The organism is Rhodococcus sp. ZPP (genome assembly GCF_017656075.1).
Taxonomy (GTDB): Bacteria; Actinomycetota; Actinomycetes; order Mycobacteriales; family Mycobacteriaceae; genus Rhodococcus_F; species Rhodococcus_F oxybenzonivorans.
Genome location: NZ_CP058638.1, coordinates 1553552 through 1578002, shown reverse-complemented (window position 1 = coordinate 1578002; position 24451 = coordinate 1553552). Strand labels below are relative to the sequence as shown.

The window sequence follows — 24451 nt, the reverse complement described above, 5'->3', positions numbered from 1 at the left end:
AAGCATCAATCAGTCCAGGAGGACACACAGTGGCGAAGGCGAAGTTCGAGCGGACGAAGCCGCACGTGAACATCGGCACCATCGGTCACGTCGACCACGGCAAGACCACGCTGACCGCGGCCATCACCAAGGTTCTGCACGACGCGTACCCGGATCTCAACGAGGCCTCGGCCTTCGACGAGATCGACAAGGCTCCTGAGGAGAAGGCTCGCGGTATCACGATCAACATCTCGCATGTTGAGTACCAGACCGAGAAGCGCCACTACGCGCACGTCGACGCTCCCGGTCACGCCGACTACATCAAGAACATGATCACCGGTGCGGCGCAGATGGACGGTGCCATCCTCGTGGTCGCCGCCACCGACGGCCCGATGCCCCAGACGCGTGAGCACGTGCTGCTCGCCCGCCAGGTCGGCGTGCCCTACATCCTCGTCGCTCTCAACAAGGCCGACATGGTCGACGACGAAGAGATCATCGAGCTCGTCGAGATGGAGGTCCGTGAGCTCCTCGCTGCGCAGGAGTTCGACGAGGACGCTCCGGTGGTCAAGGTTTCCGCACTGAAGGCGCTCGAGGGCGACCCGGAGTGGACCAAGAACATCCTCGAGCTCATGGCTGCGGTCGACGAGTCCATCCCGGACCCGGTTCGCGAGACCGAGAAGCCCTTCCTCATGCCCGTCGAGGACGTCTTCACGATCACCGGTCGTGGCACCGTCGTCACCGGTCGTATCGAGCGTGGCGTGATCAACGTCAACGAGGACGTCGAGATCGTCGGCATCAAGGAAACCAAGACCAAGACCACGGTCACGGGTATCGAGATGTTCCGCAAGCTCCTCGACTCGGGCCAGGCAGGTGACAACGTCGGTCTGCTCGTGCGTGGTATCAAGCGCGAAGATGTCGAGCGTGGACAGGTTGTCGTCAAGCCCGGCACCACCACCCCGCACACCGAGTTCGAGGGCCAGGCGTACATCCTGTCCAAGGACGAGGGCGGCCGCCACACGCCGTTCTTCAACAACTACCGTCCGCAGTTCTACTTCCGTACCACGGACGTGACGGGCGTTGTGACGCTGCCCGAGGGCACCGAGATGGTCATGCCCGGTGACAACACCGAGATGTCCGTCAAGCTGATCCAGCCCGTCGCCATGGACGAGGGCCTGCGCTTCGCGATCCGCGAAGGCGGCCGCACCGTCGGCGCCGGCAAGGTCACGAAGATCAACAAGTAGGCACCCGCCTGCCTGTGATCGACTGATCACGCTGCACTACGCGCCAGTGGCGCTCATCCTCCGGGATGGGCGCCACTGGCGTTTTCTCGTCCGACCTCGTGGGGTGTCAGCGGAAGCCCAGGGCGTCCCACTCGCGGATTTCTCCCGGGAGCGCGATGCCCTCGAGGACGAAGGGGTCGTTCGCGACGAATTCCTCGGCTCGCTCCCGGCTCGTGAAGATCGCCATCGACCCGTGGGCCACGGGGTCGTCGAACGGGCCGATACTCAGCAGACCCCCTCGAGTGGAGAACTCGTCGAGGTACGCCAGATGCCGCGGGTACACCTCGGGGATACGCGCTGCACTGTCCGGATCGGTCGCATAGAACACCACATATTCCATGAGCCCGAACGTACCGAGTATGTGCGGGTGCGCGGGTCAGCTCTCGGAACTTTGTGCCGGCTGATCGGCCCGATCGAGGTGCAGCAGGACCTGGGTGGCCACCTCGTTGTCACCGACCGTCGCCGCAACCCAGGCGGCGATGCGCTCCGATGTACGGGTGAAGTCGGCGAGGTCGATCGTCGGATCAGCGGTCACGACGACGGACAGGGTGGGCAGTCCGCGTTCGTTGACGGCACGTGCACGGGTCTGCCGCACCCCCGGGTACCGCTCGAGCTCACTCGACACCCCGTTGGCGAGAGACCCGAGGTCCACGGTGACGAAGGTTCCGGAGTCGCGGTCCGGCACCGCAACGGGCGCGGTGCGTCGCCTGGTGAGATCGAGTGCCAGCAGCACCGTTCCGAACAGCACACCCCCGACGACCGTTGCGGCGAGCGCCCACCCCCACCAGTTCTCCTCAGGCAACGAGGTGACCCGTGCGCGGTCGTAATGCGACACCCATTCCCGGACGATCGGTACACCGAGGTCCCAGGCGACGGCGTAGGCGCCCACACCGAAGAGGAGGAGGCCGACGACGAGGACGATCAGACGATTGACGGCAGCGGTGCGATGCGTCATGGCTTCACCTGCACTCGGAGTTCGGGGGCGGTACCCAGTAGTGACAGGGTCGGTTCCACGGCTTCGCGGACCGAGATGGCGACGTCACCGGCCGAGAATGCTTCGCTGCGCACCACTCGCACGGTGACGTGTTTGCGGTCGACCGTGGTGTGCGCGGACTGCACGCCGAGAGCGGTGCGGGCGTGGCTGCTGCAATGGCGAGCGAGGTCGGTGGGTCGAAACCAGACGATCGGTGTGTCGCCGACTCGCAGTGGCAGATGTGTGCGTGGTCGGGGTTTGACAGCCGCGACGATGAAGACGACGCCGAGTACTATCGCGCTCACCGCGGCCGGGACTATCCACTCCGACCAGTGCAGCCGTCCCAGCCACTCGACGGTGTTCCGTATCCAGGGTGCATTCGCGAAAGTGCCTCGCATGATGAGCAGTTCGCGCGCCGAGACGAGTGCCAGGCCCAGAGCTGCGACCGCGATGATGATCGCGGCCGGTACCGCGGCCGGTGTGGCCCGCGGTGTGCGCGGTCGGAGCGGGACAATGCGCGCGTCCGGAGCGCGGGAGTCGTCGTCCTGGTAGGGCGTGTCCGGTGAACTGTCCTCGTCCGGGGCTGCCTCTGTTCCGGCGACCACGATGTTCAGTTCGCACACCGGCAACCCGGTCAGATCCTCGATGCGGCGGCTCACTTCCGCACGCAGCCGCCGGCTCAGGATGTCGAGACGGCACGGCCAGCGCATCGCGATGTACAGGTTGATGGCGACGGCATCGGCGCCCGTCGACACATCGGCGCGGGGGAGTTCGCGACCGGTGAGCCGGGACAGTCCGCCGGACTGCCTGACCACGCCGGGTACCTGCAAGGCTGCGGCGACGGCGATCTTCACGATGGCGCGCTCTTTGATGACCAACTCGCCGCGCAATCCGGACGCGTCGTAGTCGGCGGCCGCCTCGTCGACACCGGCAGCCGATCCGGTGGGGGAGGGTTCAGCCACGGCCACGGCTTCGGAGGATGGCGCCGAGGTCGAGGTGACCGTCCCGGTGTGCACCGACAGCCATTCCTACCGCGCCGAGAAGAACCGCGAAGACGAATCCGCTGAAGCCGCCGAGGATTCCGGCGATCGCGAGGAGTAACCCGACGACCAACCCTGTGACTGTACTGTTCATTGTGTGTGTCCTGTCTCGGTCAAGAGATCTTCGATGGTCACGTCGACGGGGACGTTCACCAGCGATTCGACGGCGGCCCGTACGTTTTCGGCGGTATCGACGACATTCGCCGGGTAGCGCACGGCTACGTGAACGGCGCACGACGACGGACCGATGGTCACTCCGGTGACACGACGGCCGGGCAGATAGGTCGCGATTTCCCCGAATTGGCCGCCGTGCAGGGCTGCGACGCCGGGAGTGGCGAGGACGGCGGCGGCAACCCGTTCCGACAGATTTTCGGTGCCGGTGTCCGGCAAGGGCGACCCTGTCACTGCACCCTCGGTTTGAGGTCCGACTCGGCCACGATGTCGGGTTCCTCGAGCATGACGTCGAAGACGGTGATGTTCACTTCCGTCACCTCGAGCCCGGTCATACGCTCGACGGCGGCGATGACGTTGCGGCGAATTCCGACGGCGAGTTCGTGTAGTGCGACGCCGTATTCGGCCACGATGCCGATGTCGATGGCGGCCTGCTTTTCCCCGACCTCGACGGCGACCCCTTGCGCGTGATTGACCCGTGCGCCGGGGATCCGGTCACGGAGAGCGCCGACTGCGCGGGCGGTGCCGCCACCCACGTCGTAGACGCCGTTGATCTCGCGAGTGGCGATGCCGGCAATCTTGGCGACCACGGCGTCGGCGATGATGGTCCGCCCCTGGGAGCTGACGAGTTCCGGCGTCGCTCCGGCACCGAACTGCACGCGGCTGCGCGCGCCTGAATCGCTGGTCATCGTGGATCCTTCCGAGTCGCCTGCCTTGTCCTCAACAGTAGTGATACCCGACCGTACGTGTGGCCCGACACAAGCTATGCGCCGACGGGAAGTCGCGAGCGCCGGTGGGCGAAAAATATCTGATATTGCCCACGGGTAGCATTCGAGTGATCCAGGTAACAACACGCACTACCGAAGGACATCGATGGCTGACGTGCCCGCCGTGGACAGCGTTTCCCCGGAAAAGCCGACTCCGCCGGAGGAGAACACAGCGCAGGTGGCTCCGGGCGGGGGAGCTGCCCCGCCGTCGGCCGGTTGGAGTTCCGGGACTGCAGTTGCCGCCGGTGTGCTGTCGGTGGCGGCGCTGTCGCTGGTCGCCCTCAGTGGGTACTTCGGCTACTCGCACTGGCAGGCCGAGCGCGATGTCCGGGAGCGGGCGGAGATACTGGACGCCGCCCGCCAAGGGGTCGTGAACTTGACGACCATGAACTTCGAGCGCGCCGACGAGGACGTGCAGCGAGTACTCGACGGCGCGGCCGGAGAGTTCCGCGACGAGTTCGAGGCGCGCTCGAAGGACCTCGTCGCCGTCATGCAGGAAGCGCGGGTCCGGTCCGAGGGTGAGGTGCGGCAGGCCGCAATCGAATCGCAGAGCGGCGATTCCGCCGACGTGATAGTCACTGTCGCACAGAAGGTTTCGAATGCCGGTGGCGCAGCGGAAGAACCGCGCGGACAGCGGATGCGGGTCACGGTGCAACTCGACGACGGCCGGTACAAGATCGTGAAGGCGGGGTTCGTCCAGTGAACGCAGAAGAGAAGGTGCAATGGTGGTCGCGGAACCCGCGCAGGTTGGTCTCCGTCCTGGCTGCACTCACCGCGGTGTCGGCGGTGCTGGCCGCAACCCTCTACGTGACGACGTATCGACCGGACCAGCGTGTCGATGACGACGTGCGCGCGGCGGTGACCGACACCGCGTCGCAGGGCGCGGTCGCCCTTCTGTCCTACACGCCGGACACTGTGGCTAGCGTCGTCGACACCGCCCGCGGTCGCCTGACAGGAGAGTTCCTCGACTATTACTCGAAGTTCACCACGGAGGTCGTGGTGCCGGCCGCGCAGGAGAGCCAGGTAGCCACCGAAGCGACGGTGGCGGCGGCCGGTCCCGTGGACGTACAGGCCGACACAGCGACAGTGCTCTTGTTCGTGAACCAGACGACGACGAGTGCCGCGGAACCCGAACCGGCCACGACGGCGACGAGTATCAACGTCGAACTCACGCGCTCCGGCGACGACTGGCTGATCTCCGGCTTCGATCCTGTCTAGTCGGCGCGAGTAGCGTGTGCGCGCATGAGCACCCTCCGAGAGGTCGGCGAACGCGCATCGTGGCGCTGCTGGCTGTGTGATGAACCGGTAGATCCCGACATGTCGGTCAACGATCCGCGCGGACCCAGTATCGACAGCGTTGTCACCGCGAAGAAGGCGAAGGCGAAGGGCGGCACCGAACGCCTGGCGCACCGCGCGTGCAATACGAAGAAAGGCGCGGTCAAACCGGTCGTGCCGTGGCCGGACCGGTTGTTCGTCGTCGATCCCGCACCGATCATCGGCGTGGTCGAGCAGTTGAGCCGCAAAGGCGGGCGTGTCGCGGTGGCGCGCTGCCCGGGAAAGTCGGATGCCGAAGAGGCGTCGGAGTGGCTGCTCGACCGGTTGTCCCGGTTGGCTCCGGACCTGCGGGTGGAGTCGCAGATCGACGCCGCGGGTGGCGCGTATCTGCTGGTCCTTCGCACCGCCTGACCCGTGAGTACTTGTTAACCGTGGCCGGTTAAGAAGTACTCACGGGCGGGGAAGCCGCACGAGGGAGTAACGTCGGATCCAGAACATGAATCCGACCTCGAGTGCGAAGGAATCCCGATGAATCTGGCTTTGACCGACGAGGAGCTGGCGTTCCGTGACGAGATGCGAACGTTCTTCACCACGCAGATTCCGGCGGAGATCCGTGAGCGGTATGAGCGCGGAGAAGAGGTGGGGAGGGAGGGGTTCGTCGAGTCGCAGCGGATTCTGAATGCGAACGGGCTCGCGACGCCGCATTGGCCGGTGGAGTGGGGCGGCCGGGACTGGACGCCGGTGCAGAAGCACATCTGGTTGGAAGAGTTGCAGTTGGCGTCGGTGCCCGAGCCGCTCGCGTTCAATACCGGCATGGTCGGCCCGGTGATTGCGGCGTTCGGTTCACAGGAGCAGAAGGAAAGGTTCCTGCCGCCGACCGCGAATCTCGACATCTGGTGGTGCCAGGGGTTCTCCGAGCCCGAGGCCGGCTCGGACCTGGCGTCGCTGAAGACCCGCGCCGTCCGTGACGGCGACGAGTATGTGATCAACGGTCAGAAGACGTGGACCACGCTGGCGCAGCACGCGGATTGGATTTTCGTTCTCGCCCGCACCAATCCGGATGCGCCCAAGAAGCAGGCCGGTATCTCGTTCATCCTCGTCGACCTGAGTACGCCCGGGGTGACGGTGCGCCCGATCAAACTCATCGACGGCGGCCACGAAGTCAACGAGGTGTTCTTCGAGGACGTTCGGGTCCCGGCGGAGAATCTCGTGGGCGAAGAGAACCAGGGCTGGAGTTACGCGAAGTTCCTCCTCGGCAACGAGCGCACCGGGGTGACCCGGCTCGGATTTTCCAAGGTGCGTGTGGCGCAGGCAAAAAAACGCGCCGCGGAGATTGCGGTCGGGGACGGCACCTTGCTGGAGGATCCGCTGTTCGCCGCGCGAGTCGCAGAACTCGAGAACGAGATCATCGCATTGGAGTTGACGCAGTTGCGGGTGGTGGCGAGTTCGGCCGACGGGAAGCCGAATCCGGCGTCGTCGCTACTGAAGCTGCGGGGGTCCGAGCTGCAACAGGCCACGCTCGAGTTGTTGACCGATGTCGCGGGACCGGACTCGCTGCCCTTCGCGGCCGGTGAGGGTATTGCCTCGCCGCTCTGGGCGCAGCGGACGGCACCGACGTATCTGAACTACCGCAAGGTGTCCATCTACAGCGGATCGAGCGAAGTGCAGCGCAGCATCATCGCCTCCTCGATCCTCGGATTGTGAGGGGTGTGTCATGGATTTCGAACTGACCGACGAACAGAAACTGCTGCGCGACACCACCCGCGAGCTACTCGGCCGCAGTTACGACGCGGAGAAGCGTAACGCCGTCACCGACACCGAGCAGGGGTGGAGCCCGCAGGTGTGGAAGCAACTCGCCGAGGTGGGACTGCTCGGTTTGAGCTTCGCCGAGGATGACGGCGGAATGGGCGCCGGTCCAGTCGAGGTGGCGTCGGTGATGACCGAAATCGGCCGCCGGCTCGCCCCTGAACCCGTCCTCGACGCGGTGCTCGTTCCCGGCGGGTTGATCGCTGCGGTAGGCAGCACGGAGCAGCGCCGCCGAATCCTGCCGGAGGTGTCGGAGGGCAACCTGTTGCTGGCGTTCGCCGATCGGGAACCGGGGGTGCGGTGGCCCTCCACCCGAGTGTCCACGACCGCGAAGCAGGACGGCGACTCCTGGACGGTGTCGGGTATCAAGAACCCCGTCCTGCACGGGGGAAGCGCGAACACGCTGGTCCTCACAGCGACACTCCCCGGTGGTGGGGTCGGGCTGTTCCTCGTCGACGCCGACGCTCACGGGCTTACCCGCACGGGTTACGCGACTCACGACGGACTGCGCGCCGCGCAGATCGAACTGTCGGACACTCCGGCGGAGCCGCTCGGTGAGGGCGGCGATGCGTCGTCGGCGATCGAGGGCGCGCAGATCCGGGCGCAGGCGGCGTTGTGCGCGGAGGCGGTCGGCGCGATGGAGGAAGCGTTGCGGTTGACGACCGAGTACCTGAAGACCCGCAAGCAGTTCGGTGTCCCGATCGCGAAATTCCAGACCCTGACACATCGGGCGGCGGATATGTATGTGCTGCTGGAACTGGCTCGCAGCATGAGCCTGTACGCGACGATGTCGCTGGCCGACGGAACCGTCGACCCGGTGGTCGCCTCTCGTGCGAAGCTGCAGATCGGGCGTTCGGCCCGCAAGATCGGGCAGGAAGCGATCCAAATGCACGGTGGCATCGGCATGACTGCGGAGTATCCGGTCGGGCACTACGTCAGCAGGCTCACCGCCATCGAACACACCCTCGGCGGCTCCGACGACCACCTTCGTGTCCTCGCGTCGGCGACCACCCAGGGGACCATCAGCATCATTTAAGAGCACCTGTGAGTACTTGTTAACCGCCCGCGGTTAATAAGTACTCACAGGGGTTGGTCTCGGCTTGGTATCGAATTACGGCGTTTCCGACGTGTCGCGCGGGTGGTGGTGGTGTGACGCGGATAACGTTCTGCGCGCAACACCAGAACTCACGGGGGACGTTCGTAATCTCGGTGAAGGAGTATTGCCATGGGGTCCGGTCCAGTCAAAGCGATCATGTGGAGCCTGCTTTTCGTGGGACTCGTCGGTGCGGGAGTCGGGATTTCCGAGCTGCACGTTCAGTGGACGGTCGCGTCGCTGATCGTCGCGTCGGTCTCCGGCCTTGTCTTGCTCAGGATTCGCGCAGACGCGCACCCCGAACTGCACAGCGACCGCCGGATGGCCGCCGGCTAGGCCCGCGTCACTCCGTCTGGAGCCTGTCTGCCCACCTGCGAATGTCGCCGCGTTCCAGTGCGAGCGCCAGCAATTCCGGGAACTTGTCCGGTGTGCAGGCGAACGCGGGAATCCCGAGAACACCCAGGGCCGCCGCGTTGTCATGGTCGAACGACGGGGCGCCGTCGTCGGACAGTGCCAGCAGCACGATCACCTGGACCCCGGCCGTCTTCATGGCAGACATCCGCCGCAGCATCTCGCCGCGGATTCCGCCCTCGTACAGGTCCGAGATGAGCACGAACAGCGATTCGGTCGGTCTGTCGATCAGCGACTGGCTGTAGGCGATCGCCCTGTTGATGTCGGTGCCGCCGCCGAGCTGCGTGCCGAACAGGACGTCCACAGGATCGGACAGTTTGTCTGTCAGATCCACGACCGCAGTGTCGAAGACGACGAGCGAGGTCTTCAAGGCGCGCATCGATGCGAGAACGGCGCCGAAGACGGAGGCGTAGACGACGCTCGACGCCATCGACCCCGACTGGTCGATGGCGAGGACAACGTCGCGGTGCACCGTCGGTGATCGACGTCCGTACCCGATCATCCGTTCCGGCACCACGGTCTTGTACTCAGGAAGATAGTGGGCGAGGTTGGCGCGGATGGTGCGGTTCCAATCGACGTCACGGAGCTTCGGATTGGTGGTGCGCGCAGCCCGGTTGATGGCGCCGGTCACCGCGGTCCGTGTTTTCTGCGCGATGCGTTCCTTGATCTGCCGGACCACTGTGTCGACGACCATGCGGGCGGTGGCTTTGCTCGTTTCGGGCATCACCCGATTGAGGCTCAGCAGCGTGCCGACGAGGTGGACGTCGGGTTCGACGGCGTCGAGCAGTTCGGGTTCGAGCAGCAACTCGGTAAGTCCGAGCCGGTCGACGGCGTCCTTCTGCATCACCTGGACGACGGTGCTCGGGAAGTACGTCCGGATGTCGCCGAGCCACCGCGCCACCTTCGGCGCCGAGCTTCCCAGGCCGGCACCGCGGCGACGGCTACCGGTGTCCTCGGGGTTCGCGTCGTACAGGGCGGACAGCGCACCGTCCATCGCGGCATCCGACTTGGAGCCCAGCCCGCCCGTCGACTCCTCGGCGGCGTCACCGAGCAGCAACCGCCACCGTCGTAACCGCTCGGCGTCTTCGCTCACGACGGCACTCCCAGAATGTCGGCCACCGTGCGGATCGCGACCGCGGCTCGCCGCGGGTCGATCGGAGCTGCAGCTTCGCTTCGGTTTCCGCCCTGCACGGACTGGCCGATCGCCTGACGTTCCCCGGTGTCGAAAGCGCCGAATGTTCGCCGCAGCAACGGCAGCGTGTCTACGAAGTCCTGCTCACCCAGTCCCGATACCCAGGTGTCGAGAAGGCGCAGCAGTTCGCGATCGTGGACGAGAAGCAAGCCACCGCCGCCGAGGAAGCCGTCCACCCATCCTGCCTTCGCGGACGGTGTGGCGCCGACAGACAATGCCCGCGATAACCTGGTCGCGGAGTCGGTTTCGCTGATCGCGCCGGCGTCGCGGAGCAGCCGGACCATCCGGCCGATCACCAGGCCGTTCACATCGCTGCGATCGACGAGCCCGGCGAGAGCGCCCAGCCATCGTTTCGACGCGCGATCCTCGTCGCGGAGCATCACGGCGGCATGGACTCCGTCGATCGCCCGGCGCTTCTCGATCGCGCTGTCGTCGTCCAATCCCGACAGCGCCGACCCCAGTCCCGCGCAGATCCGCACCAGGAGGCTGTCGTTGACGCGGGCGAGGGACGAGATGTCGGTGCCGCGGACGTCACCGTAGCGGAGGGTCCGGGTGAGGGACGGCAGCGCATCCATCAGATGCATCACGTCGTGGTCGAGGGCGGCGGCCGTGTCCAGCGCACGGAGCAGTTCGGACAGCGCATCGGTGAGATTCGACAGCAGCGCCTGCTCGAGGAGTGCGGTGAGCTGGGCGAGGGAGACGTCCTCGGCCGACGCTTCGGCCCGTACTTTGGCGGTGGCTGCGGCCTCGACTGTCGTTCCCCAGAGTGATGCCTCGATGATGGCGACGGCGAGTTCCGGCTTCCAAATCAGTGACCACGTTTCGCGGAACGTCCCGGTCGCGTTGATCTCGCTGTCCGCGGGAACGCCCCACCCGACTCCCAGTAGCTGCAGGCGGTGGAGTAACCGGGAGCGCGTGACGTCGATGTCCTTTCGAAGATCTAGGTCGAGTGTCTTCTCCGTGGCCTGCTGCTTGAGGCGGAGCGTTTTTGCCCGTGCACGCAGGTCGGCGTCGAGCGGGACGGTGGGTGTGTCGTCCGGGACGCCGCCGAGTGCCTCACCGACCACGAGTCGCCGGGTGATCAGGTCGAGCAGGACGTCGTTGCCGTCGCACATCACGGCGCGGGTTGCCTCGGTGACCTCGGACAGGCCGGCCAGGGGACGTGAGCGCATGGCGGCCAGGGTGTCTGCCAGGCGTACCGCCTCGATGACGTGCGCGCTCGACACCGGGAGGTCCTCGGCGCGCAGCACGCGAGCCACCTTGGTGAGCCAACGTGGGATCGTACGGTCGCCGGCGGTGAAGAGGTGGTGATACCAACCCGGTGAGGTGATACCGGCTCCGTACCCCGAGGCCGTGGACAGACGCGAATGGGTCCACGGAACCCACGTCAGTGAGGTTTTGATCTTCGGCAGGCCCTTGAGGATTCGCGCATCGGCGGTGGCGGGGCCGAGGGGCCCGGAGAGCGCCGGCGCATGCCAGGCACCACAGATCACCGCCACGCGCTGAGCACCGCCCTTGATGGCCTTGCGCAACGTCTGGCGCATGTAGGCCTCGCGTCTTCTCGTCTCCTCGTCGAGGTCGGTGGCATTGCGCAGATCAGACATCGCTTCGGTGATGGCATCGAACGAGTCTGCGCCGGTGCCGGATTCGATTACTGCGTCCCACCAGCGTTCGGGGTCGTCGTATCCGGCAGCCGCGGCGAGCTGGGCCAACGGGTCTGTGCGATCGGATTCGGCGGATTCGGCGGCGAGCGTGTGGGCAGCCGGGAGATCACAGAACCGCACGTCGACTCCGTGCTCCGCGGACCACGAGAGTGCCTGCCACTCAGGGGAAAATACTGCGAATGGCCAGAACGCAGCCGTCCGCGGTTCCCCGGTGGCGTACGCCAGCAGTGCCACCGGCGGTTCCATGGCATCGGCGGCCGTCAGTGCGATCAGCGGGTCGGCGTCCGCGGGCCCTTCGATCAGGACTGCATCGGGTGTGAACGCCTCGAGTGCGCGTCGCACCGACCGTGCGGATCCGGGCCCGTGATGGCGGATGCCGAAGACACGGACATCGGAACTCACCCGGTGACCTCCCGGCAGGCTCGGTAGAAGTCCGACCAGTCCTCGCGTTCACGGACAACCGCTTCGAGATACTCCGTCCACACCACCTTGTCTGCCACCGGATCCTTCAGTACGGATCCGAGGATGCCTGCGGCCACATCAGAGGGCCCCAACGTGCCGTTGCCGAAGTGCGCGGCGAGCGCCAGTCCGTTGGTCACCACGGAGATGGCCTCCGCGGTCGACAATGTTCCGGACGGCGACTTCAGCTTGGTACGGCCGTCCGAGGTGGCGCCGGAGCGTAATTCGCGGAACACGGTGACCACTCGGCGGATCTCGTCGACCGTCGCGGGGATTTTCGGCAGTTCCAGTGAGGCGCCCAGTTGTTCGACGCGCCGAGTGACGATGGCGACCTCGTCCTCTTCGCTGGCGGGCAGCGGCAGGACCACCGTGTTGAAGCGCCTGCGGAGTGCGGAGGAGAGGTCGTTCACACCGCGGTCGCGGTCGTTGGCGGTGGCTATCAGGTTGAAACCTTTGGTTGCCTGTATTTCGATGCCCAATTCGGGCACCGGCAGGGTTTTCTCCGAGAGCACGGTGATGAGCGCGTCCTGCACGTCGGCCGGAATCCGGGTGAGCTCTTCGACTCGGACGATCCGGCCGCTCTCCATCGCGGTCATTACCGGGGAGGGGACGAGCGCTCCCGCGGTGGGACCTTCGGCCAGGAGCCGGGCGTAATTCCATCCGTACCGGATGGCCTCCTCCGGGGTTCCGGAAGTTCCCTGGATCAGCAGCGTCGACGTCCCGGAAATCGCGGCCGAAAGATGTTCGGACACCCACGTCTTGGCTGTGCCGGGGACACCGAGGAGCAGGAGTGCCCGATCGGTGGCCAGGGTAGCGACTGCGACTTCCATCAACCGGCGGGGGCCGACGTATTTGGGGGTGATCACGGTGCCGTCCTCGAGTTCACCCCCGAGTAGGTACGTGACGACGGCCCACGGCGACATCTTCCAGGACGGCGGCCGCGGCCGGGTGTCCTGAGCGGCGAGGGTCGCGAGTTCATCGGCGTAGTCCTGCTCGGCATGGGGACGCAGCAAGTCGGCCTGGCCGGCCACGATCTCGGTCACTCGAGCTCCTTCAGCAGCGTTCGGCGGTGTTCGATGTTGGCGGCGGCCGTCGAGAACGCCTGCTGCCAGCCGTGGTCGCGGGTGCGTTCGGCGGCCGCGTGCAGCAGGGGAACTGCGCTGAACGGGAAGTGTGTCTCGGCACTGCGCAGCGTCGAGTAGTGGCTGTGCCGGGACAATTGTCCGAGCTCCTTGCCTGTCGAGGCGTGCCGCACCGCGATGTCCTCGAATCGGGCGATGATGCGTTGCGCGAGTTCGAGGGGCCACGGGTGCGGGAGATCGTCGAACAGTGCCGCCCCGTCCACGCCCAGCAGGTAGGAGTCGGCGTGGCCGGTGAGTATGTACTCCAGCCGCTCACCGGCGGGAACGAGGGGGACGACGCGCCGCTCGGTCTGCCTGCCCTGTTTGTGCAGGAAGGCGGACGCCCATCGCGGGTTGCGTTGCAACACTGTCGCGTTGACCCAGGCCTCGGTCATCACATCACGCCATTGGTCCTCGATGCGGATGTCCAGGGCCTGGGATGCGGATCCGATCATGTCGTCCCACACCGACAGTGGTGCTGCGGTGACCACCATTCGCAGCCACCAACTCCGAATTCCCTTGTTTTTGAAGTGCACGTTTTCGATGCCGTCACGCCGCGCCGAATCGTCGAGCGAACCCGGCATGTTCACCACCAGGCGGGTGCGGAGAGGCTTCTTCTCCACCCGCACCCATGCGCGGGCGCGGGCAGCCATCCGCTGCGCGTACGCCGAGCGGGGAAGTTGGCGCAGCAACTGGACTGCATGCTGGCGAACATCTTTGCGTCGGTCGTCGAGTGCGTGCTCGAGGAGGGCGGCGTCTGCGTCGCCGAGTCCGGTGGCCAATGCTGCGATGAACGCGGCCCGGTGCTCACCGCGTTCGGTATCCCACGTACGTTGCAGTTCCGCCGTGGCGGCCGCCGGATTCACCGAGCGCATCGCCGTGAGCCACTGCAGACGTTCCGGATGGGAGCCGCGATGCCACACCTCGAGGCGATCGGCTGTCCGCCGGAGCATCGACCATTCCGGGTTCTGGGCCGCCAGCCACTGTCCGCGTGGTCCGGTGAGCCGGAGAATGTTCTCCCGGTGCGTGTCGTTGCTCCGTGCCGCGGACATCAGGTCGGCGACGAGATGATCCGGTGCCCGGTACCCGCGCTCGACGGCCACGGCGAACCACTCCGTCAGAGTCCACGACTTGGCGGCGAGCAGTTGCATCAGGTGGTCGGCCGCCGCCGGGGGCAGTTGCACTCGGTCGTCCTCCTCGGCGGGCGCAGGCGCGACGTGCAGGGAGGCAGTGACCCCGCCTGCTCGATGGGCGTTTTCCAAAGCGGCCGCACCCAGCAGTACTTCGGCAGGATCGCCAGTAATCGATTGCGCCAGTTGCCCCGTGGCGAGGTCCTGCAGTGCGGGAGTGGACCGGGCCGTACCCAGGAGGGCCGTCGACAGAAGTTCGCTCATCGTCGTCTGCCTGCCGTGCGGGTCGAGACGGACGGTGCCGTTGCGGATACGAGCGAGTGGACGACACCGCGGTCGAACACGGACACCGGAGTCAGTGCCTCGCTGTTCCAGTCACCGCACACGGTGACCGGGTGGCCGCCGGAGATGCCGAGCAGTGTCCACAAATTTCTCTCGTCACCGGTGACCGGCAACGCTCGCCCTTCGGCGTCGACCAGCAGCCATCCCTCATCCGTGACCGTCGGCGTGACACCGCCCAGCAACACGGGCCACGAACGAACCCACGGGTCGGCGCCGATGACGTGGGCGAAGGCGTCGAGGGCTGGGTCGATGCCTCCCGCGGGAAGCGTCGTGAACGGTTCTGCCGCACCGTGGCCGGCGTCCCACTGCGCGCGCAACGGCGCGGCGCCGGGATAGAAGTGCAGATCTGCGTCGACGAGGGAACCGAGCGGCGGAACGGCGTTCGCGAAATTCGGTGTGCCGTGGGCGAAATCGAGCAAGAGTGCCCAACGGCCGTGATCCCGGCCGAGTAACCACACCTTGCGGGTGAAAAGCCGTTTCTCTTCGGTGGTCTGGGAGCCCAGCACCATCCACCGATCACGCACAGCCGGTTCACCACGCACCTTGTCGGTGGAGACCGGGTATCCCACGTGGGCGCGGACCGTCGCCCGCAACGGCTCCGGCAGTTCGGGGAGACGACGATGCGCGACCACGAGTAGATGCAGCTTGGCGTACTCGGCAAGCAATCTCGCCGGCCAGTCGGGGCGCAACGCGACAGTGAAGGCGAGCCGACGCAGCGCCGATGCGACGCCGGGAGCCTGTGCGTCGACCATTCGGGCCGCAACGGCATCGAATGCGGCGGGTGACGTGTCTGTGGATCCCAGCCCACCGCGGATCTGATCGGTGAGCCACAGATCGAGTTCGTCGAGGCCCGCGGCCACCCGATCGGCTCGACGTTCGGCAGACTTCCCCTGGGCGGTCGACGGGGGAGCAGGCGGACCGGGCTCGCTTGCCCGCGTGGCCCGTCGTCCCAGCCATTCGCGCGCAAACGGCGGGAAGTCAGCCGCGTCCGGGACCCGCCCCTGCGACCAGAGAAGGAGTAGCCCGAGCGCATGCTTGCAGGGGAATTTCCGGCTCGGACACGAACACGAGAAGGCGGGCCCGTCGAGATCGACCACGGTGCGGTATGGGCTCCTGCCGCTTCCCTGGCACAGTCCCCACAGTGCGGTGCCGGTGTGGCCGGTATCCGACCACGACGCCGAGAGCGTGCGTGCGGCAGCGAGAGAGCCGGCATCGGTCGCGACCGATGCGACCTGTCCCTCCGACCAAGGCGACGTCACGTCAGTCACCGTAGGCGAGTAGTCCGACATGCAGGGAGGAGGGTGCGCTCACAGGCACGGTCTAGGTGGGTGTGGGCGTACCGGAGTCGGGTAACCGGTCCGCGGGCCGGGGTGGGTCGAACAATCCCGCGATGCTCGATATCCGGTCGGTGGAATCTTCGACGGCGATGTTCTCGCCGGTCCGCAACCATCCGTTCCGCAGCGAAGACGTCAGCCAATTGTCCAGGGCCGCCTGCGTCTCGAACTTGAGGACGATGACGCACACAGCGGACGTGCTGCTCTCCTTGAGCCATCCGCCGCCGAGGAAACCGGGGAAGAGGCGTGCCAGACCGAGGCCGACCTGAATCCAATCGGCGAACTCTTCTTCGCACCCCTGGCTGACCCGCCGGACGATGGTCGTCGTCACGGACGTGTCGACGACGTCGCCCGTTCGGACGCTGTCGGCGGCGTTCGTCACTGTCGTTACCTCGGATCCTGCTTGTCTATTGGCAAACTACCAGCGGCTCGGGGGCTGCACACTGTCCACTCGCCTCAGAGTTGATAGAACGGCGCGGCGTACCGGAACATTCCCGACAGGGCGGAGTCCCAGGTAGTGAGACGGCGAACCTGGAAATGGGACGACCAGGAAGGCTCGTCCGGTTCGATCCCGAGGGAGGATCCGGCGACGAACCCGAACCGGGGGTAGTACTCGAGGTGGCCCAGCAGTGCTACCAGCGGTTCGTCACGGGAATCAGCGGCGCCGAGGGCGGCATGCATGAGCGCCGAACCGACCCCACCGCGCTGGTGGCTCGGCAGCACACCGATGGGGCCCAATGCCAGCACCGGCGTCGAAGCAACGGTGGCCCGGGTCAGGCACACGTGTCCGATTACCGAGTCGTGCCACTCGGCGACGAAGGACAGCGGCGGAATCCACGCCGGGCTCGACCGGAGTCGCTCGACGAGGTCGACCTCTACGGGGGCGTCGCCGTCGAAGGCCTGGCAATGGACCTCAGCGATCGCGGCGACGTCGTGGGCAGTTTCCCGTCGTATGAGCATGTTCGACAGCCTGCCGCGAGAATTCTGTCCGTCGCAACGAATTTATGCGGCGGTTTGCTGCTGGCCGATAGCTGGACCCGGAGCCCGTGCACAGAAGGTTCTGAGCGATGGCAGGCAGATACCGTCGCAACACTGGGAGTCTGCACAGGGCGAAGCGTTCTCCAATTGTGACCGTCGAGGGTTTCCCGCTTTCGAGTTTTTCCGGGTCGGGGATAGCAGTATGAGCACCACGCGTGAGTGCGTCGGCCGCCGCGGCGGGTCGAGGAGCGGCGAGGGAAGTGGGTGCGAGTGGCCGAGGCGCGGGAGTCTCGATATAGTTGCAGTGTGCAACACAACGAGGTCGAATCGGGTGAGTCGTCCGCATCGGGCGTCGTGGCTGTCCATGACGAACTCGTCCGGCTCGTCCGCCAGCTCGTCGCCGGCGACGGACCTCCGGCGGGTTCGCCGACATTCGCTCAGCATTCGCTGCTCTCGTACATCGCCCGCAATCCCGGGTGCCGGGCCACCCAGATCTCCGAGTCCTTCGGAGTGCACCGCTCCACGGTGTCGCGCCAGCTGCGTGTCTGCATCGACGAGGGGTGGGTGCGGGCCGAGGCCGGACCGCTTCGCAGCGGCCATCCGCTGACCCTCACCGACGCCGGTGTCGCCGTGCTTGCGGGTGCGGATGCCCGACGGGTAGAGGAAGTGCGCGACCGGATGGCGTCCTGGTCGGACCGTGACATCGCCGCGTTCGCCGATCATCTGCGCCGATTCCGCCATGGCGGCGACGACCCTTCGCGGCGCCCCTCGAGCTTCGAGAGCAACGGAGACGACACCCGTGCGTGAGTTCACGAGCCCGCCGACCTTCAGCGTCTCCGAGCACGAGAATGCGGTCTTGACGGTGTTCGCGCATGCGGAGAGCACGCCCGACCGGGTGATGTACGCCCGGCCGGAGGCCAATGGCTGGGTCGACGTGACGGCCAAGGATTTCGCCGCACTCGTCACCGGGGTCGCGAAGGGCCTCATCGCCCATGGTGTCCGGCCGGGCGACCGGGTAGCACTGCTGTCGTCCACTCGGTTCGAATGGTCCTTGCTCGACTACGCCATCTGGGCGACCGGTGCGGCCTCGGTTCCGGTCTACGACTCCTCGTCGCCCGATCAGATCCGGTGGATCATCGAGGACTCGGGGGCGGTGGCTGCCGTGGTGGAGACGCCGGCTCATGCGTCGAGCTTCGAGGGCGACGGCATCCCGTACACGTTGAAGCACATCTTCACCATCGACGAGGATGCGGTGGGCACCCTCATCAAGGACGGACGCTCGGTCGACGACTCCGAGGTGTTCAAGCGAGTAGTCGCGCTGACCGCCGGCGATCTCGCGTCGCTGGTCTATACCTCCGGGACCACCGGAAGACCCAAGGGGTGCATTCTCACGCACCGCAATTTCTTGTCGGAGGTGCGGGCCCTCCTCGCTGCGCCGATCGGGGACGTGGCGCGTCCCGGCAACCGCGTCCTCACCTTCCTCCCCCTGGCACACGTCCTCGCCCGGGCGGTGTCCCTGGCAATGTTCGAGGCCGGGGCCACCCAGGCACACTGGTCCGATTTCGGGACGGTCACGGGAGAATTCGAACGTTTTCGCCCGCACACGATCCTCGGTGTTCCGCGGGTTTTCGAGAAGGTGCGCGACGGTGCCGCCCGTAAGGCGGCATCCGGTGGTGGCCTGCAGAAGCGGATCTTCGACTTCGCCGAGACGACGGCCGTCGAGTACAGCCGGGCCCAGGACAACGGTGGGCCGGGACCGTTGCTCGCGCTGCGCCGCGCCGTCGCCGATAAGTTGGTCTACGCCAGGCTGCGAGCAGCCTTGGGTGGCGACTGCTGGTGGGCGATCTCGGGAGGCGGAGCGCTCATGCCGAGCCTTGGGCACTTCTTTCGCGGGATGGGCGTACCCGTGTACGAGGGGTATGGACTCACCGAATCCACTGCCGCGCATTGCGTGAACGTCCCCGGGGCGCAGAAGATCGGAACGGTGGGCCGGCCGCTCGGCGGACACGATGTACGCATCGCCGAGGATGGTGAGATCGAATTGTGCGGCGACGTCGTCTTCGGCGGCTACTGGCGCAACGAGCACGCCACTCGGGAGGCGCTGCACGACGGCTGGTTCCGCACCGGCGATCTGGGCCACCTCGACGACGAAGGCTTTCTCACCGTCACCGGACGCAAGAAGGACCTTCTGATCACCGCAGGGGGCAAGAACGTGTCACCGGGGCCCCTCGAGGATCGGCTGCGCTCGCACACACTGGTTTCGCAGGCCGTGGTCGTGGGTGACGGTCGCCCGTTCATCGGTGCGCTGCTCACCGTCGATCCTCAGGAATTCGACAAGTGGAAGGCAGCCCACGGGCGACCTGCCGACGCATCGGTCGCCGATCTGCGCGAAGACGAAGAATTGCGCGCGGAGCTGCAGGATGCCGTCGACGACGCGAATACTACCGTCTCCCATACCGAGTCGATCAAACGGTTCGTCATCCTCGACCGCGACCTCACCGAGGCGGACGGGGAATTGACGGCCACCTTGAAGATCAAGCGTCCAGTTGTGACCGAACGCTTCGCCGCCGATATCGATGCGCTGTATCGCCGGACCTGACCGGTTACCGTGGCGACATGACGACCGCTTTCGTTCTGTCGGGTGGAGCGAGCCTCGGAGCTATCGAGGTCGGAATGCTGCAAACGCTCATAGGCAGGGGAATTCGTCCCGATCTCATCGTCGGAACTTCTGTGGGAGCGCTCAACGGCGCTTGGCTGGCGGCCGGGTCCTCGGAATCGGATCTACGTGAACTGGCCGATCTGTGGCGCGGGCTGAAGCGGAGCTCGGTGTTCCCGACCGGCCTGTTCACCGGCTTCGTGGGTTTCGTCGGGATCGACAATCATCTGGTCTCCAACCGGGGAATCCGGCGGATCCTCGAAAAGCACTTGCGCTTCGGGCGGATGGAGGACGCTCCGATCCCGCTCCACGTGATCGCCGCCGACGTGTTGACCGGCAAGGACGTTCGGCTGTCGAGCGGTCCCGCCGTCGATGCCGTCCTTGCCAGCGCTGCCATTCCGGGAATTCTCCCGCCGGTAGTCGTCGAAGGTCGCGCGCTGATGGACGGTGGCGTGGTCAACAACACCCCGATCTCGCATGCCATCGAACTCGGTGCCACGACGGTGTGGGTACTGCCCACCGGATACTCCTGCACGCTGTCCGAGGTTCCCCGCAGCGCACTCGGGATGGCTCTGCTCGGGGTGACGCTCGCGATCAATCAACGCCTTGCGCTCGACATCGAACGTTATGAGGGCGCTGCCGATATCAAGGTCGTGCCACCCCTCTGTCCACTGGACACCAGCCCCGCTGATTTCGGCGACGCGGACGAGTTGATACGGCGGGCCCGGGAGCAGACTGCGCAGTGGCTCGACGAGGCCCCCGTCGAAGTCGGGCAGGCAGACCTGCTTCTGCCACACCTACACAGATAGAGCTCCAGCGGCTACGCGGACACTGTAATTCCGGTCACATCACCGTAGATCGACACGGGTGCAGCGGTGATTTGATTTCACCGTGGGGTCGCTACTGTGAGTGCATGGCGGTCACGGTGGAGCGGGCAGTGCTGGATCAGGCGGAAGACATCGTCCAGATGTACTGGGACGCAGAGGATTGGCTTGCCGAGCAGCAGATCGAACCGCCCTGCCGCGGTGATGTGTCGCTCGCCGATGTGCGTGAGCAGATCGAGGCCGGAGAATGGCGCGTCGCGCGCTCCGGTGGAATCGTGGCGGGCGCCCTGCGCGTGCTGCGCGCCGATCCCGACATCTGGGTCGACGACGAGGTTCCCGCTACCTACGTCGCGCGGGTGATGACGGATCGCCGCCATGCGAGCCCGGGGTTGGGGGCGCAACTGTTGCGGTGGGTGGACGAGCACGCCCGGAGCGAGGCCGTGTCCGTCGTCCGGCTCGAGTGCGTGGAAACCAACAGGCGACTGCGCACGTACTACGAGGAGCAGGGTTTCTTCCTGGTGGGCCGCCGCGACTTCGAGGTCGAATGGCCCAGCGTCGTGCTGTTGGAGAAGGCCGTTCGCTGACGTTCAGAGCGGATCGAGGATGCGGTGCAGGAATTGCCGTAGCCGCGGCCCGGTCGGGTTCGTCAGTACGTCCTTCGCCGTACCGCGTTCGAGGACGACGCCGCCGTCGATGAACAGCACCTGATCGGCCACCTGCTGCGCGAACCGGATTTCGTGAGTCACGATCACCATGGTCCAGCCCTCGGTCGCGAGATCGCGGATCACGCGGAGGACCTCGCCGACGAGTTCGGGGTCGAGTGCGGACGTCGGTTCGTCGAACAACATCAGTTTGGGCTTCAGTGCGAGTGCTCGGGCGATTCCGACGCGCTGCTGCTGGCCGCCCGAGAGTTGGTATGGGTACTGATTCGCCTTGTCCTCCAGCCCCACCTGGGTGAGCAGTGCCAGGGCGTCGGCACGCGCTTCCTCTCTCGGCCGCTTCTGGACGACCACCGGACCCTCGGTGACGTTCTGAAGCACCGTCTTGTGCGGAAACAGGTTGTGGGCCTGGAACACCATGCCGCTCTGTGCCCGGAACCGAGCCAGGGTGGACCGGTCCATCTGGGCAGCGAAGTCGACCGACACTTCACCGATCGAGATCACGCCGGCGTCCGCGCGGTCCAGCGCATTGAGTGTTCGCAACACCGTGGTCTTTCCCGAACCGGACGGGCCGATGATCACGGTGACGGTGCCGGGCAGGACCTCGAAGCTGATGTCGCGCAGCACGCGATGTTCACCGAACGATTTCTCGACGCCGGAAACCTGGAGCAGTGGGGGGCGAGTGTCGGTCATCTGGCCACATACCTGTCGAGTCGGGCCTCGAGTCGGCCCTGAACGGCCGAGAGGACGATGCAGATCGCCCAGTAGTACAGCGCCGCGACACCGTACAGGGCGAAGAAGTCGAACGTGGGTGCGGCGGCGAGTTGCGCGACGCGCAGCAGTTCGGTGACGAGGATCGTCGAGGCCAGGGAGGTGTCCTTGACCAGCGAGATGAGCGTGTTGGACAGTGGCGGAACGGCCACACGGGCGGCCTGGGGGAGCACGATCCGCTGCAACGTGGTGGTGTATCCCATGCCGATGGTCTGGGCGGCTTCCCACTGACCTTTCGGGATGGACAGGATCGCCGAACGAATGACTTCCGCGGCGTAACCGCCGACGTTGAGGCTGAACGCGATCACCGCCGCCGGGAACGGTTCGAGCGTGACTCCGAATTGCGGCAACGCGTAGAAGACGATGAACAGCTGCACCAGCAACGGTGTGCCCCGGATGATCGAGATGTAGAAGCGGGCCGCGATCGACAACGGTGTGATCGAGGAGATTCTGGCCAGCGCGACGAGCAGGGCAATGACCAATCCGATGGTGAAGCTGACGATAGTCAGCGGAATCGTCATGGTGAGTGTGGCCTTCAGCATCGGCCACAGGTTGTCCAGGATCAGTTGGATCGTTGCGTCGTCCACTCCGGCGCTCCTCGTGCGTGCCGGTTCAGTTACTCGGCGCGGACACGTCGGTGCCGAAGTACTTGTCCGAGATCTTCGCGAGTGTGCCGTCGGCGCGCAGTTCGGCGAGCGCCTTGTCGATGTCGGGCATCAGGCCGCTGTCCTTCCGGGCAGCGAAGGCCTGTTCGCTCGTGTCGCCGGTCTCGGCCGCGATCTTCACGCCCGCGTCATTAGTCTGCTTCTGATACTCCGCGACGGCGAGGTTGTCGTTGACGGTGGCGTCCACTCGTCCGTCCTTCAGAAGTGTGATCGCCTGCACGAAGCCCTCCACGGACTCGACATTTGCCCCGGCGTCCCTTGCGACCTGAGCCCAGTTGCTGGTCGCGGACTGCGCTGCAGTCTTTCCGTTCAGATCGTCGAGTCCGGTAATCGAGTTGTCGTCGGCGCGGGTCACGATCACACCCTCCGACACCGTGTAGGGCGTCGACAGGTCGTACTTCTGGGTGCGCTCGTCGTTCACGGTGACCTGGTTGGCGACCAGGTCGTACCGCTTCGCCTCGAGGCCGGCGAAGATGGAGTCCCACGGGGTCTGGGTGAACTCGACGGACACACCGAGTTTGTCACCGACGGCGCGGATGACCTCGACGTCGTAGCCGGTGAGCTGACCGTCGGGGCCCTGATAGCTGAACGGCGTGTAGGTGCCCTCGGTGCCTACCTTGAGGACGCCCGCCTCGCGCACCTGGTCGATGACCGGGCCGGAGTCGGAATTGCTGCATCCTGCCAGGGACAGGGCGGTGACAGCGGCGATCAGGATGGCCGGAAGTGTGCGTCGCACGGTGTTCCTCCTCGTTCGGCGGATCAGCTCACCGTACTGGTCGAGTGCGGTTCGGAGAGGATCTTCCGGGCTTCGAGGTCTTCACCGCCGGCCCGGGCGTGGCAGGTGTCGAGGCAGACGCCGGCCCCGAAGTCGCCGATTTCACGGCGGTCCGGCCGTCGGCAGCCAGTTATCACGTTGACCTCGACGTCCGACTACGCCGCTCAAGCGATAGAGCCGCTGTCTACTTCGGTGCCATGCGGATGGCCCCATCGAGGCGGATGGTTTCACCGTTGAGCATGGCGTTGTCGATGATATGAGCCGCGAGAGCGGCGTACTCGGTGGCTCGGCCGAGGCGAGATGGGTGTGGAACTTGCTTGCCGAGTGAGGTTTGCGCATCCTCGGGAAGTCCGGCCAGCATCGGCGTTTCGAAGATTCCGGGTGCAATGGTGACTACTCGGATGAGATGGCGCGCAAGTTCGCGGGCAATCGGTAAGGTCATTGCCGCGACTCCACCTTTCGATGCCGCGTACGCCGGCTGACCGATCTGACCGTCGAATGCTGCTACGGATGCGGTGTCGATGATGACGCCACGCTCGCCGTCCACCGGCTCGGTCTGCGCAATCCTCTCGGCTGCAAGTCGAAGCACGTTGAAAGTTCCGATCAAGTTGACGCGAATTACCCGCTCAAAATCTGCGAGCGGAAGGGGTCCGCTCTTTCCGAGAACCTTGCCTGGTGTTCCCACGCCAGCGCAATTGACTACCACCCGCAAATCACCGAGGGATGCGGCGAAGTCGATCGCCGACAGGACGTCACCAGACGAGGTGACGTCGGCGGCCACGAAGTAGGCGCGCTTGCCTATCTCTTTCGCAGCGACGTCTCCTCCGGAGGATGACAGATCCAGCAGTACGACGTGTGCTCCACGCTCGTGCAAGGTGCGGGCGGTGGCATTGCCGAGGCCGGATGCTCCACCGGCGACGACGGCAACGGCTTCGGTGATGTTCATTGGTTCTCCTCTGTTCTGGACAACTGATGCATTGCCGACCGTGAATAGTTGTGGCCGTGTATGACGAAGAATTGGACGACCAGTGCCGCTGCCTGTCTTCTGGATCGAGGGTCTCGGCCGCCGGTGGAAACACCGCTGGG

The 24451-nt window shown here is 65.8% G+C and carries 28 protein-coding genes; 11 read left to right on the top strand and 17 right to left on the bottom strand.

All coding sequences use genetic code 11. The annotated features are described in order from the left end of the window. The first annotated feature begins 29 nt into the window (after nt 1-29). Nucleotides 30-1220: an elongation factor Tu gene (gene tuf, locus HYG77_RS07435; protein WP_109328041.1), complete on the top strand. Its 1191-nt coding sequence runs from the start codon at nt 30-32 to the stop codon at nt 1218-1220. A gap of 106 nt (nt 1221-1326) precedes the next feature. Here tuf and HYG77_RS07430 read toward each other — a convergent pair whose 3' ends face one another. From HYG77_RS07430 to HYG77_RS07405, 6 genes are read right to left on the bottom strand one after another with little or no spacing between them, the layout of a single operon-like run. Then, nucleotides 1327-1599 carry a YciI family protein gene (locus HYG77_RS07430; protein WP_109328043.1) on the bottom strand — a complete coding sequence of 91 codons (273 nt, stop codon included), beginning with the start codon at nt 1597-1599 and terminating at the stop codon, nt 1327-1329. Between the two features lie 36 nt (nt 1600-1635). Next, nucleotides 1636-2214: a hypothetical protein gene (locus tag HYG77_RS07425; protein ID WP_208962312.1), complete on the bottom strand. Its 579-nt coding sequence runs from the start codon at nt 2212-2214 to the stop codon at nt 1636-1638. Next, nucleotides 2211-3200, bottom strand: a complete 990-nt coding sequence (locus tag HYG77_RS07420) for a DUF6286 domain-containing Asp23/Gls24 family envelope stress response protein (RefSeq protein ID WP_244373535.1) — start codon at nt 3198-3200, stop codon at nt 2211-2213. The genes HYG77_RS07425 and HYG77_RS07420 overlap by 4 nt, the downstream gene beginning before the upstream one ends. Continuing rightward, a complete protein-coding gene (locus tag HYG77_RS07415) occupies nt 3187-3366 on the bottom strand; it encodes a DUF2273 domain-containing protein (RefSeq protein WP_109328047.1) in 180 nt (59 codons plus the stop codon). The genes HYG77_RS07420 and HYG77_RS07415 overlap by 14 nt, the downstream gene beginning before the upstream one ends. Then, complete coding sequence (locus tag HYG77_RS07410) at nt 3363-3677, bottom strand: hypothetical protein (protein WP_208962311.1); 315 nt, start codon at nt 3675-3677, stop codon at nt 3363-3365. The genes HYG77_RS07415 and HYG77_RS07410 overlap by 4 nt, the downstream gene beginning before the upstream one ends. Further along, the gene (locus HYG77_RS07405) at nt 3674-4132 is read right to left on the bottom strand and encodes an Asp23/Gls24 family envelope stress response protein (RefSeq protein ID WP_109328051.1); all 459 of its coding nucleotides are present in this window, start codon (nt 4130-4132) and stop codon (nt 3674-3676) included. The genes HYG77_RS07410 and HYG77_RS07405 overlap by 4 nt, the downstream gene beginning before the upstream one ends. A 184-nt stretch (nt 4133-4316) precedes the next feature. On the opposite strand from HYG77_RS07405, the gene HYG77_RS07400 reads away from it, so the two are divergent. From HYG77_RS07400 to HYG77_RS07375, 6 genes are all read left to right on the top strand, one after another. Further along, nucleotides 4317-4913, top strand: coding sequence for a hypothetical protein (locus tag HYG77_RS07400; RefSeq protein WP_208962310.1), 597 nt, complete (start codon nt 4317-4319; stop codon nt 4911-4913). Continuing rightward, the gene (locus tag HYG77_RS07395; protein WP_244373530.1) at nt 4910-5428 is read left to right on the top strand and encodes a twin-arginine translocation pathway signal; all 519 of its coding nucleotides are present in this window, start codon (nt 4910-4912) and stop codon (nt 5426-5428) included. The genes HYG77_RS07400 and HYG77_RS07395 overlap by 4 nt, the downstream gene beginning before the upstream one ends. Before the next feature lie 24 nt (nt 5429-5452). Continuing rightward, nucleotides 5453-5896 carry a hypothetical protein gene (locus HYG77_RS07390; protein WP_109328057.1) on the top strand — a complete coding sequence of 148 codons (444 nt, stop codon included), beginning with the start codon at nt 5453-5455 and terminating at the stop codon, nt 5894-5896. 117 nt (nt 5897-6013) lie between these two features. After that, on the top strand, nt 6014-7189 hold the full coding sequence (locus HYG77_RS07385; RefSeq protein WP_208962309.1) for an acyl-CoA dehydrogenase family protein: 1176 nt from the start codon (nt 6014-6016) through the stop codon (nt 7187-7189). Nucleotides 7190-7199: 10 nt separating this feature from the next. Further along, nucleotides 7200-8327, top strand: coding sequence for an acyl-CoA dehydrogenase family protein (locus tag HYG77_RS07380; RefSeq protein ID WP_208962308.1), 1128 nt, complete (start codon nt 7200-7202; stop codon nt 8325-8327). A gap of 189 nt (nt 8328-8516) precedes the next feature. Further along, complete coding sequence (locus HYG77_RS07375) at nt 8517-8720, top strand: hypothetical protein (RefSeq protein ID WP_109328063.1); 204 nt, start codon at nt 8517-8519, stop codon at nt 8718-8720. Nucleotides 8721-8727: 7 nt separating this feature from the next. On the opposite strand, the gene HYG77_RS07370 is transcribed toward HYG77_RS07375, so the two are convergent. The 7 genes from HYG77_RS07370 to HYG77_RS07340 all read right to left on the bottom strand — a co-directional run bounded on the left by HYG77_RS07370 (nt 8728) and on the right by HYG77_RS07340 (nt 16997). After that, the gene (locus tag HYG77_RS07370; protein ID WP_208962307.1) at nt 8728-9888 is read right to left on the bottom strand and encodes a VWA domain-containing protein; all 1161 of its coding nucleotides are present in this window, start codon (nt 9886-9888) and stop codon (nt 8728-8730) included. Further along, complete coding sequence (locus tag HYG77_RS07365) at nt 9885-12053, bottom strand: DUF5682 family protein (RefSeq protein ID WP_208962306.1); 2169 nt, start codon at nt 12051-12053, stop codon at nt 9885-9887. The genes HYG77_RS07370 and HYG77_RS07365 overlap by 4 nt, the downstream gene beginning before the upstream one ends. Further along, entirely contained in the window at nt 12050-13153 is a 1104-nt protein-coding gene (locus HYG77_RS07360) for an AAA family ATPase (RefSeq protein ID WP_208962305.1), read from the bottom strand. Before HYG77_RS07360 ends, HYG77_RS07365 begins: the two co-directional genes overlap by 4 nt. Next, on the bottom strand, nt 13150-14625 hold the full coding sequence (locus tag HYG77_RS07355; protein WP_208962304.1) for a DUF5691 domain-containing protein: 1476 nt from the start codon (nt 14623-14625) through the stop codon (nt 13150-13152). Before HYG77_RS07355 ends, HYG77_RS07360 begins: the two co-directional genes overlap by 4 nt. Then, nucleotides 14622-15962 carry an SWIM zinc finger family protein gene (locus tag HYG77_RS07350; RefSeq protein WP_208962303.1) on the bottom strand — a complete coding sequence of 447 codons (1341 nt, stop codon included), beginning with the start codon at nt 15960-15962 and terminating at the stop codon, nt 14622-14624. The genes HYG77_RS07355 and HYG77_RS07350 overlap by 4 nt, the downstream gene beginning before the upstream one ends. Before the next feature lie 61 nt (nt 15963-16023). Further along, nucleotides 16024-16419 carry an antibiotic biosynthesis monooxygenase gene (locus HYG77_RS07345; protein WP_109328073.1) on the bottom strand — a complete coding sequence of 132 codons (396 nt, stop codon included), beginning with the start codon at nt 16417-16419 and terminating at the stop codon, nt 16024-16026. Between the two features lie 74 nt (nt 16420-16493). Beyond that, on the bottom strand, nt 16494-16997 hold the full coding sequence (locus HYG77_RS07340; RefSeq protein ID WP_208962302.1) for an N-acetyltransferase: 504 nt from the start codon (nt 16995-16997) through the stop codon (nt 16494-16496). A 282-nt stretch (nt 16998-17279) separates the two neighbouring features. Here HYG77_RS07340 and HYG77_RS07335 point away from each other — a divergent pair, with 282 nt between their 5' ends. The 4 genes from HYG77_RS07335 (at nt 17280) to HYG77_RS07320 (ending at nt 21079) form a co-directional block, all read left to right on the top strand. Beyond that, nucleotides 17280-17822: a MarR family transcriptional regulator gene (locus tag HYG77_RS07335; RefSeq protein ID WP_109328077.1), complete on the top strand. Its 543-nt coding sequence runs from the start codon at nt 17280-17282 to the stop codon at nt 17820-17822. Next, complete coding sequence (locus HYG77_RS07330) at nt 17815-19614, top strand: long-chain fatty acid--CoA ligase (protein ID WP_208962301.1); 1800 nt, start codon at nt 17815-17817, stop codon at nt 19612-19614. Before HYG77_RS07335 ends, HYG77_RS07330 begins: the two co-directional genes overlap by 8 nt. Nucleotides 19615-19631: 17 nt before the next feature. Beyond that, nucleotides 19632-20480, top strand: coding sequence for a patatin-like phospholipase family protein (locus HYG77_RS07325; RefSeq protein WP_208962300.1), 849 nt, complete (start codon nt 19632-19634; stop codon nt 20478-20480). Between the two features lie 104 nt (nt 20481-20584). After that, a complete protein-coding gene (locus HYG77_RS07320; protein ID WP_208962299.1) occupies nt 20585-21079 on the top strand; it encodes a GNAT family N-acetyltransferase in 495 nt (164 codons plus the stop codon). A gap of 3 nt (nt 21080-21082) precedes the next feature. On the opposite strand, the gene HYG77_RS07315 is transcribed toward HYG77_RS07320, so the two are convergent. From HYG77_RS07315 to HYG77_RS07300, 4 genes are all read right to left on the bottom strand, one after another. Continuing rightward, entirely contained in the window at nt 21083-21847 is a 765-nt protein-coding gene (locus HYG77_RS07315; RefSeq protein ID WP_280123296.1) for an amino acid ABC transporter ATP-binding protein, read from the bottom strand. Further along, nucleotides 21844-22512 (bottom strand): amino acid ABC transporter permease, encoded by a 669-nt coding sequence (locus tag HYG77_RS07310; RefSeq protein ID WP_109328087.1) that lies wholly within the window; start codon nt 22510-22512, stop codon nt 21844-21846. The genes HYG77_RS07315 and HYG77_RS07310 overlap by 4 nt, the downstream gene beginning before the upstream one ends. A gap of 25 nt (nt 22513-22537) precedes the next feature. Beyond that, on the bottom strand, nt 22538-23326 hold the full coding sequence (locus HYG77_RS07305; RefSeq protein ID WP_109328088.1) for an amino acid ABC transporter substrate-binding protein: 789 nt from the start codon (nt 23324-23326) through the stop codon (nt 22538-22540). Nucleotides 23327-23549: 223 nt separating this feature from the next. After that, entirely contained in the window at nt 23550-24311 is a 762-nt protein-coding gene (locus HYG77_RS07300; RefSeq protein ID WP_208962298.1) for an SDR family NAD(P)-dependent oxidoreductase, read from the bottom strand. Between the last annotated feature and the right edge of the window lie 140 nt (nt 24312-24451).

Coding starts and splice junctions, on each gene's coding strand:
- HYG77_RS07380 (WP_208962308.1), top strand. CDS start 7,200: ATGGATTTCGAACTGACCGACGAACAGAAACTGCTGCGCGACACCACC.
- HYG77_RS07300 (WP_208962298.1), bottom strand. CDS start 24,311: ATGAACATCACCGAAGCCGTTGCCGTCGTCGCCGGTGGAGCATCCGGC.
- HYG77_RS07320 (WP_208962299.1), top strand. CDS start 20,585: ATGGCGGTCACGGTGGAGCGGGCAGTGCTGGATCAGGCGGAAGACATC.
- HYG77_RS07405 (WP_109328051.1), bottom strand. CDS start 4,132: ATGACCAGCGATTCAGGCGCGCGCAGCCGCGTGCAGTTCGGTGCCGGA.
- HYG77_RS07325 (WP_208962300.1), top strand. CDS start 19,632: ATGACGACCGCTTTCGTTCTGTCGGGTGGAGCGAGCCTCGGAGCTATC.
- HYG77_RS07430 (WP_109328043.1), bottom strand. CDS start 1,599: ATGGAATATGTGGTGTTCTATGCGACCGATCCGGACAGTGCAGCGCGT.
- HYG77_RS07355 (WP_208962304.1), bottom strand. CDS start 14,625: ATGAGCGAACTTCTGTCGACGGCCCTCCTGGGTACGGCCCGGTCCACT.
- HYG77_RS07375 (WP_109328063.1), top strand. CDS start 8,517: ATGGGGTCCGGTCCAGTCAAAGCGATCATGTGGAGCCTGCTTTTCGTG.
- HYG77_RS07390 (WP_109328057.1), top strand. CDS start 5,453: ATGAGCACCCTCCGAGAGGTCGGCGAACGCGCATCGTGGCGCTGCTGG.
- HYG77_RS07340 (WP_208962302.1), bottom strand. CDS start 16,997: ATGCTCATACGACGGGAAACTGCCCACGACGTCGCCGCGATCGCTGAG.
- HYG77_RS07315 (WP_280123296.1), bottom strand. CDS start 21,847: ATGACCGACACTCGCCCCCCACTGCTCCAGGTTTCCGGCGTCGAGAAA.
- HYG77_RS07385 (WP_208962309.1), top strand. CDS start 6,014: ATGAATCTGGCTTTGACCGACGAGGAGCTGGCGTTCCGTGACGAGATG.
- HYG77_RS07415 (WP_109328047.1), bottom strand. CDS start 3,366: ATGAACAGTACAGTCACAGGGTTGGTCGTCGGGTTACTCCTCGCGATC.
- HYG77_RS07400 (WP_208962310.1), top strand. CDS start 4,317: ATGGCTGACGTGCCCGCCGTGGACAGCGTTTCCCCGGAAAAGCCGACT.
- HYG77_RS07425 (WP_208962312.1), bottom strand. CDS start 2,214: ATGACGCATCGCACCGCTGCCGTCAATCGTCTGATCGTCCTCGTCGTC.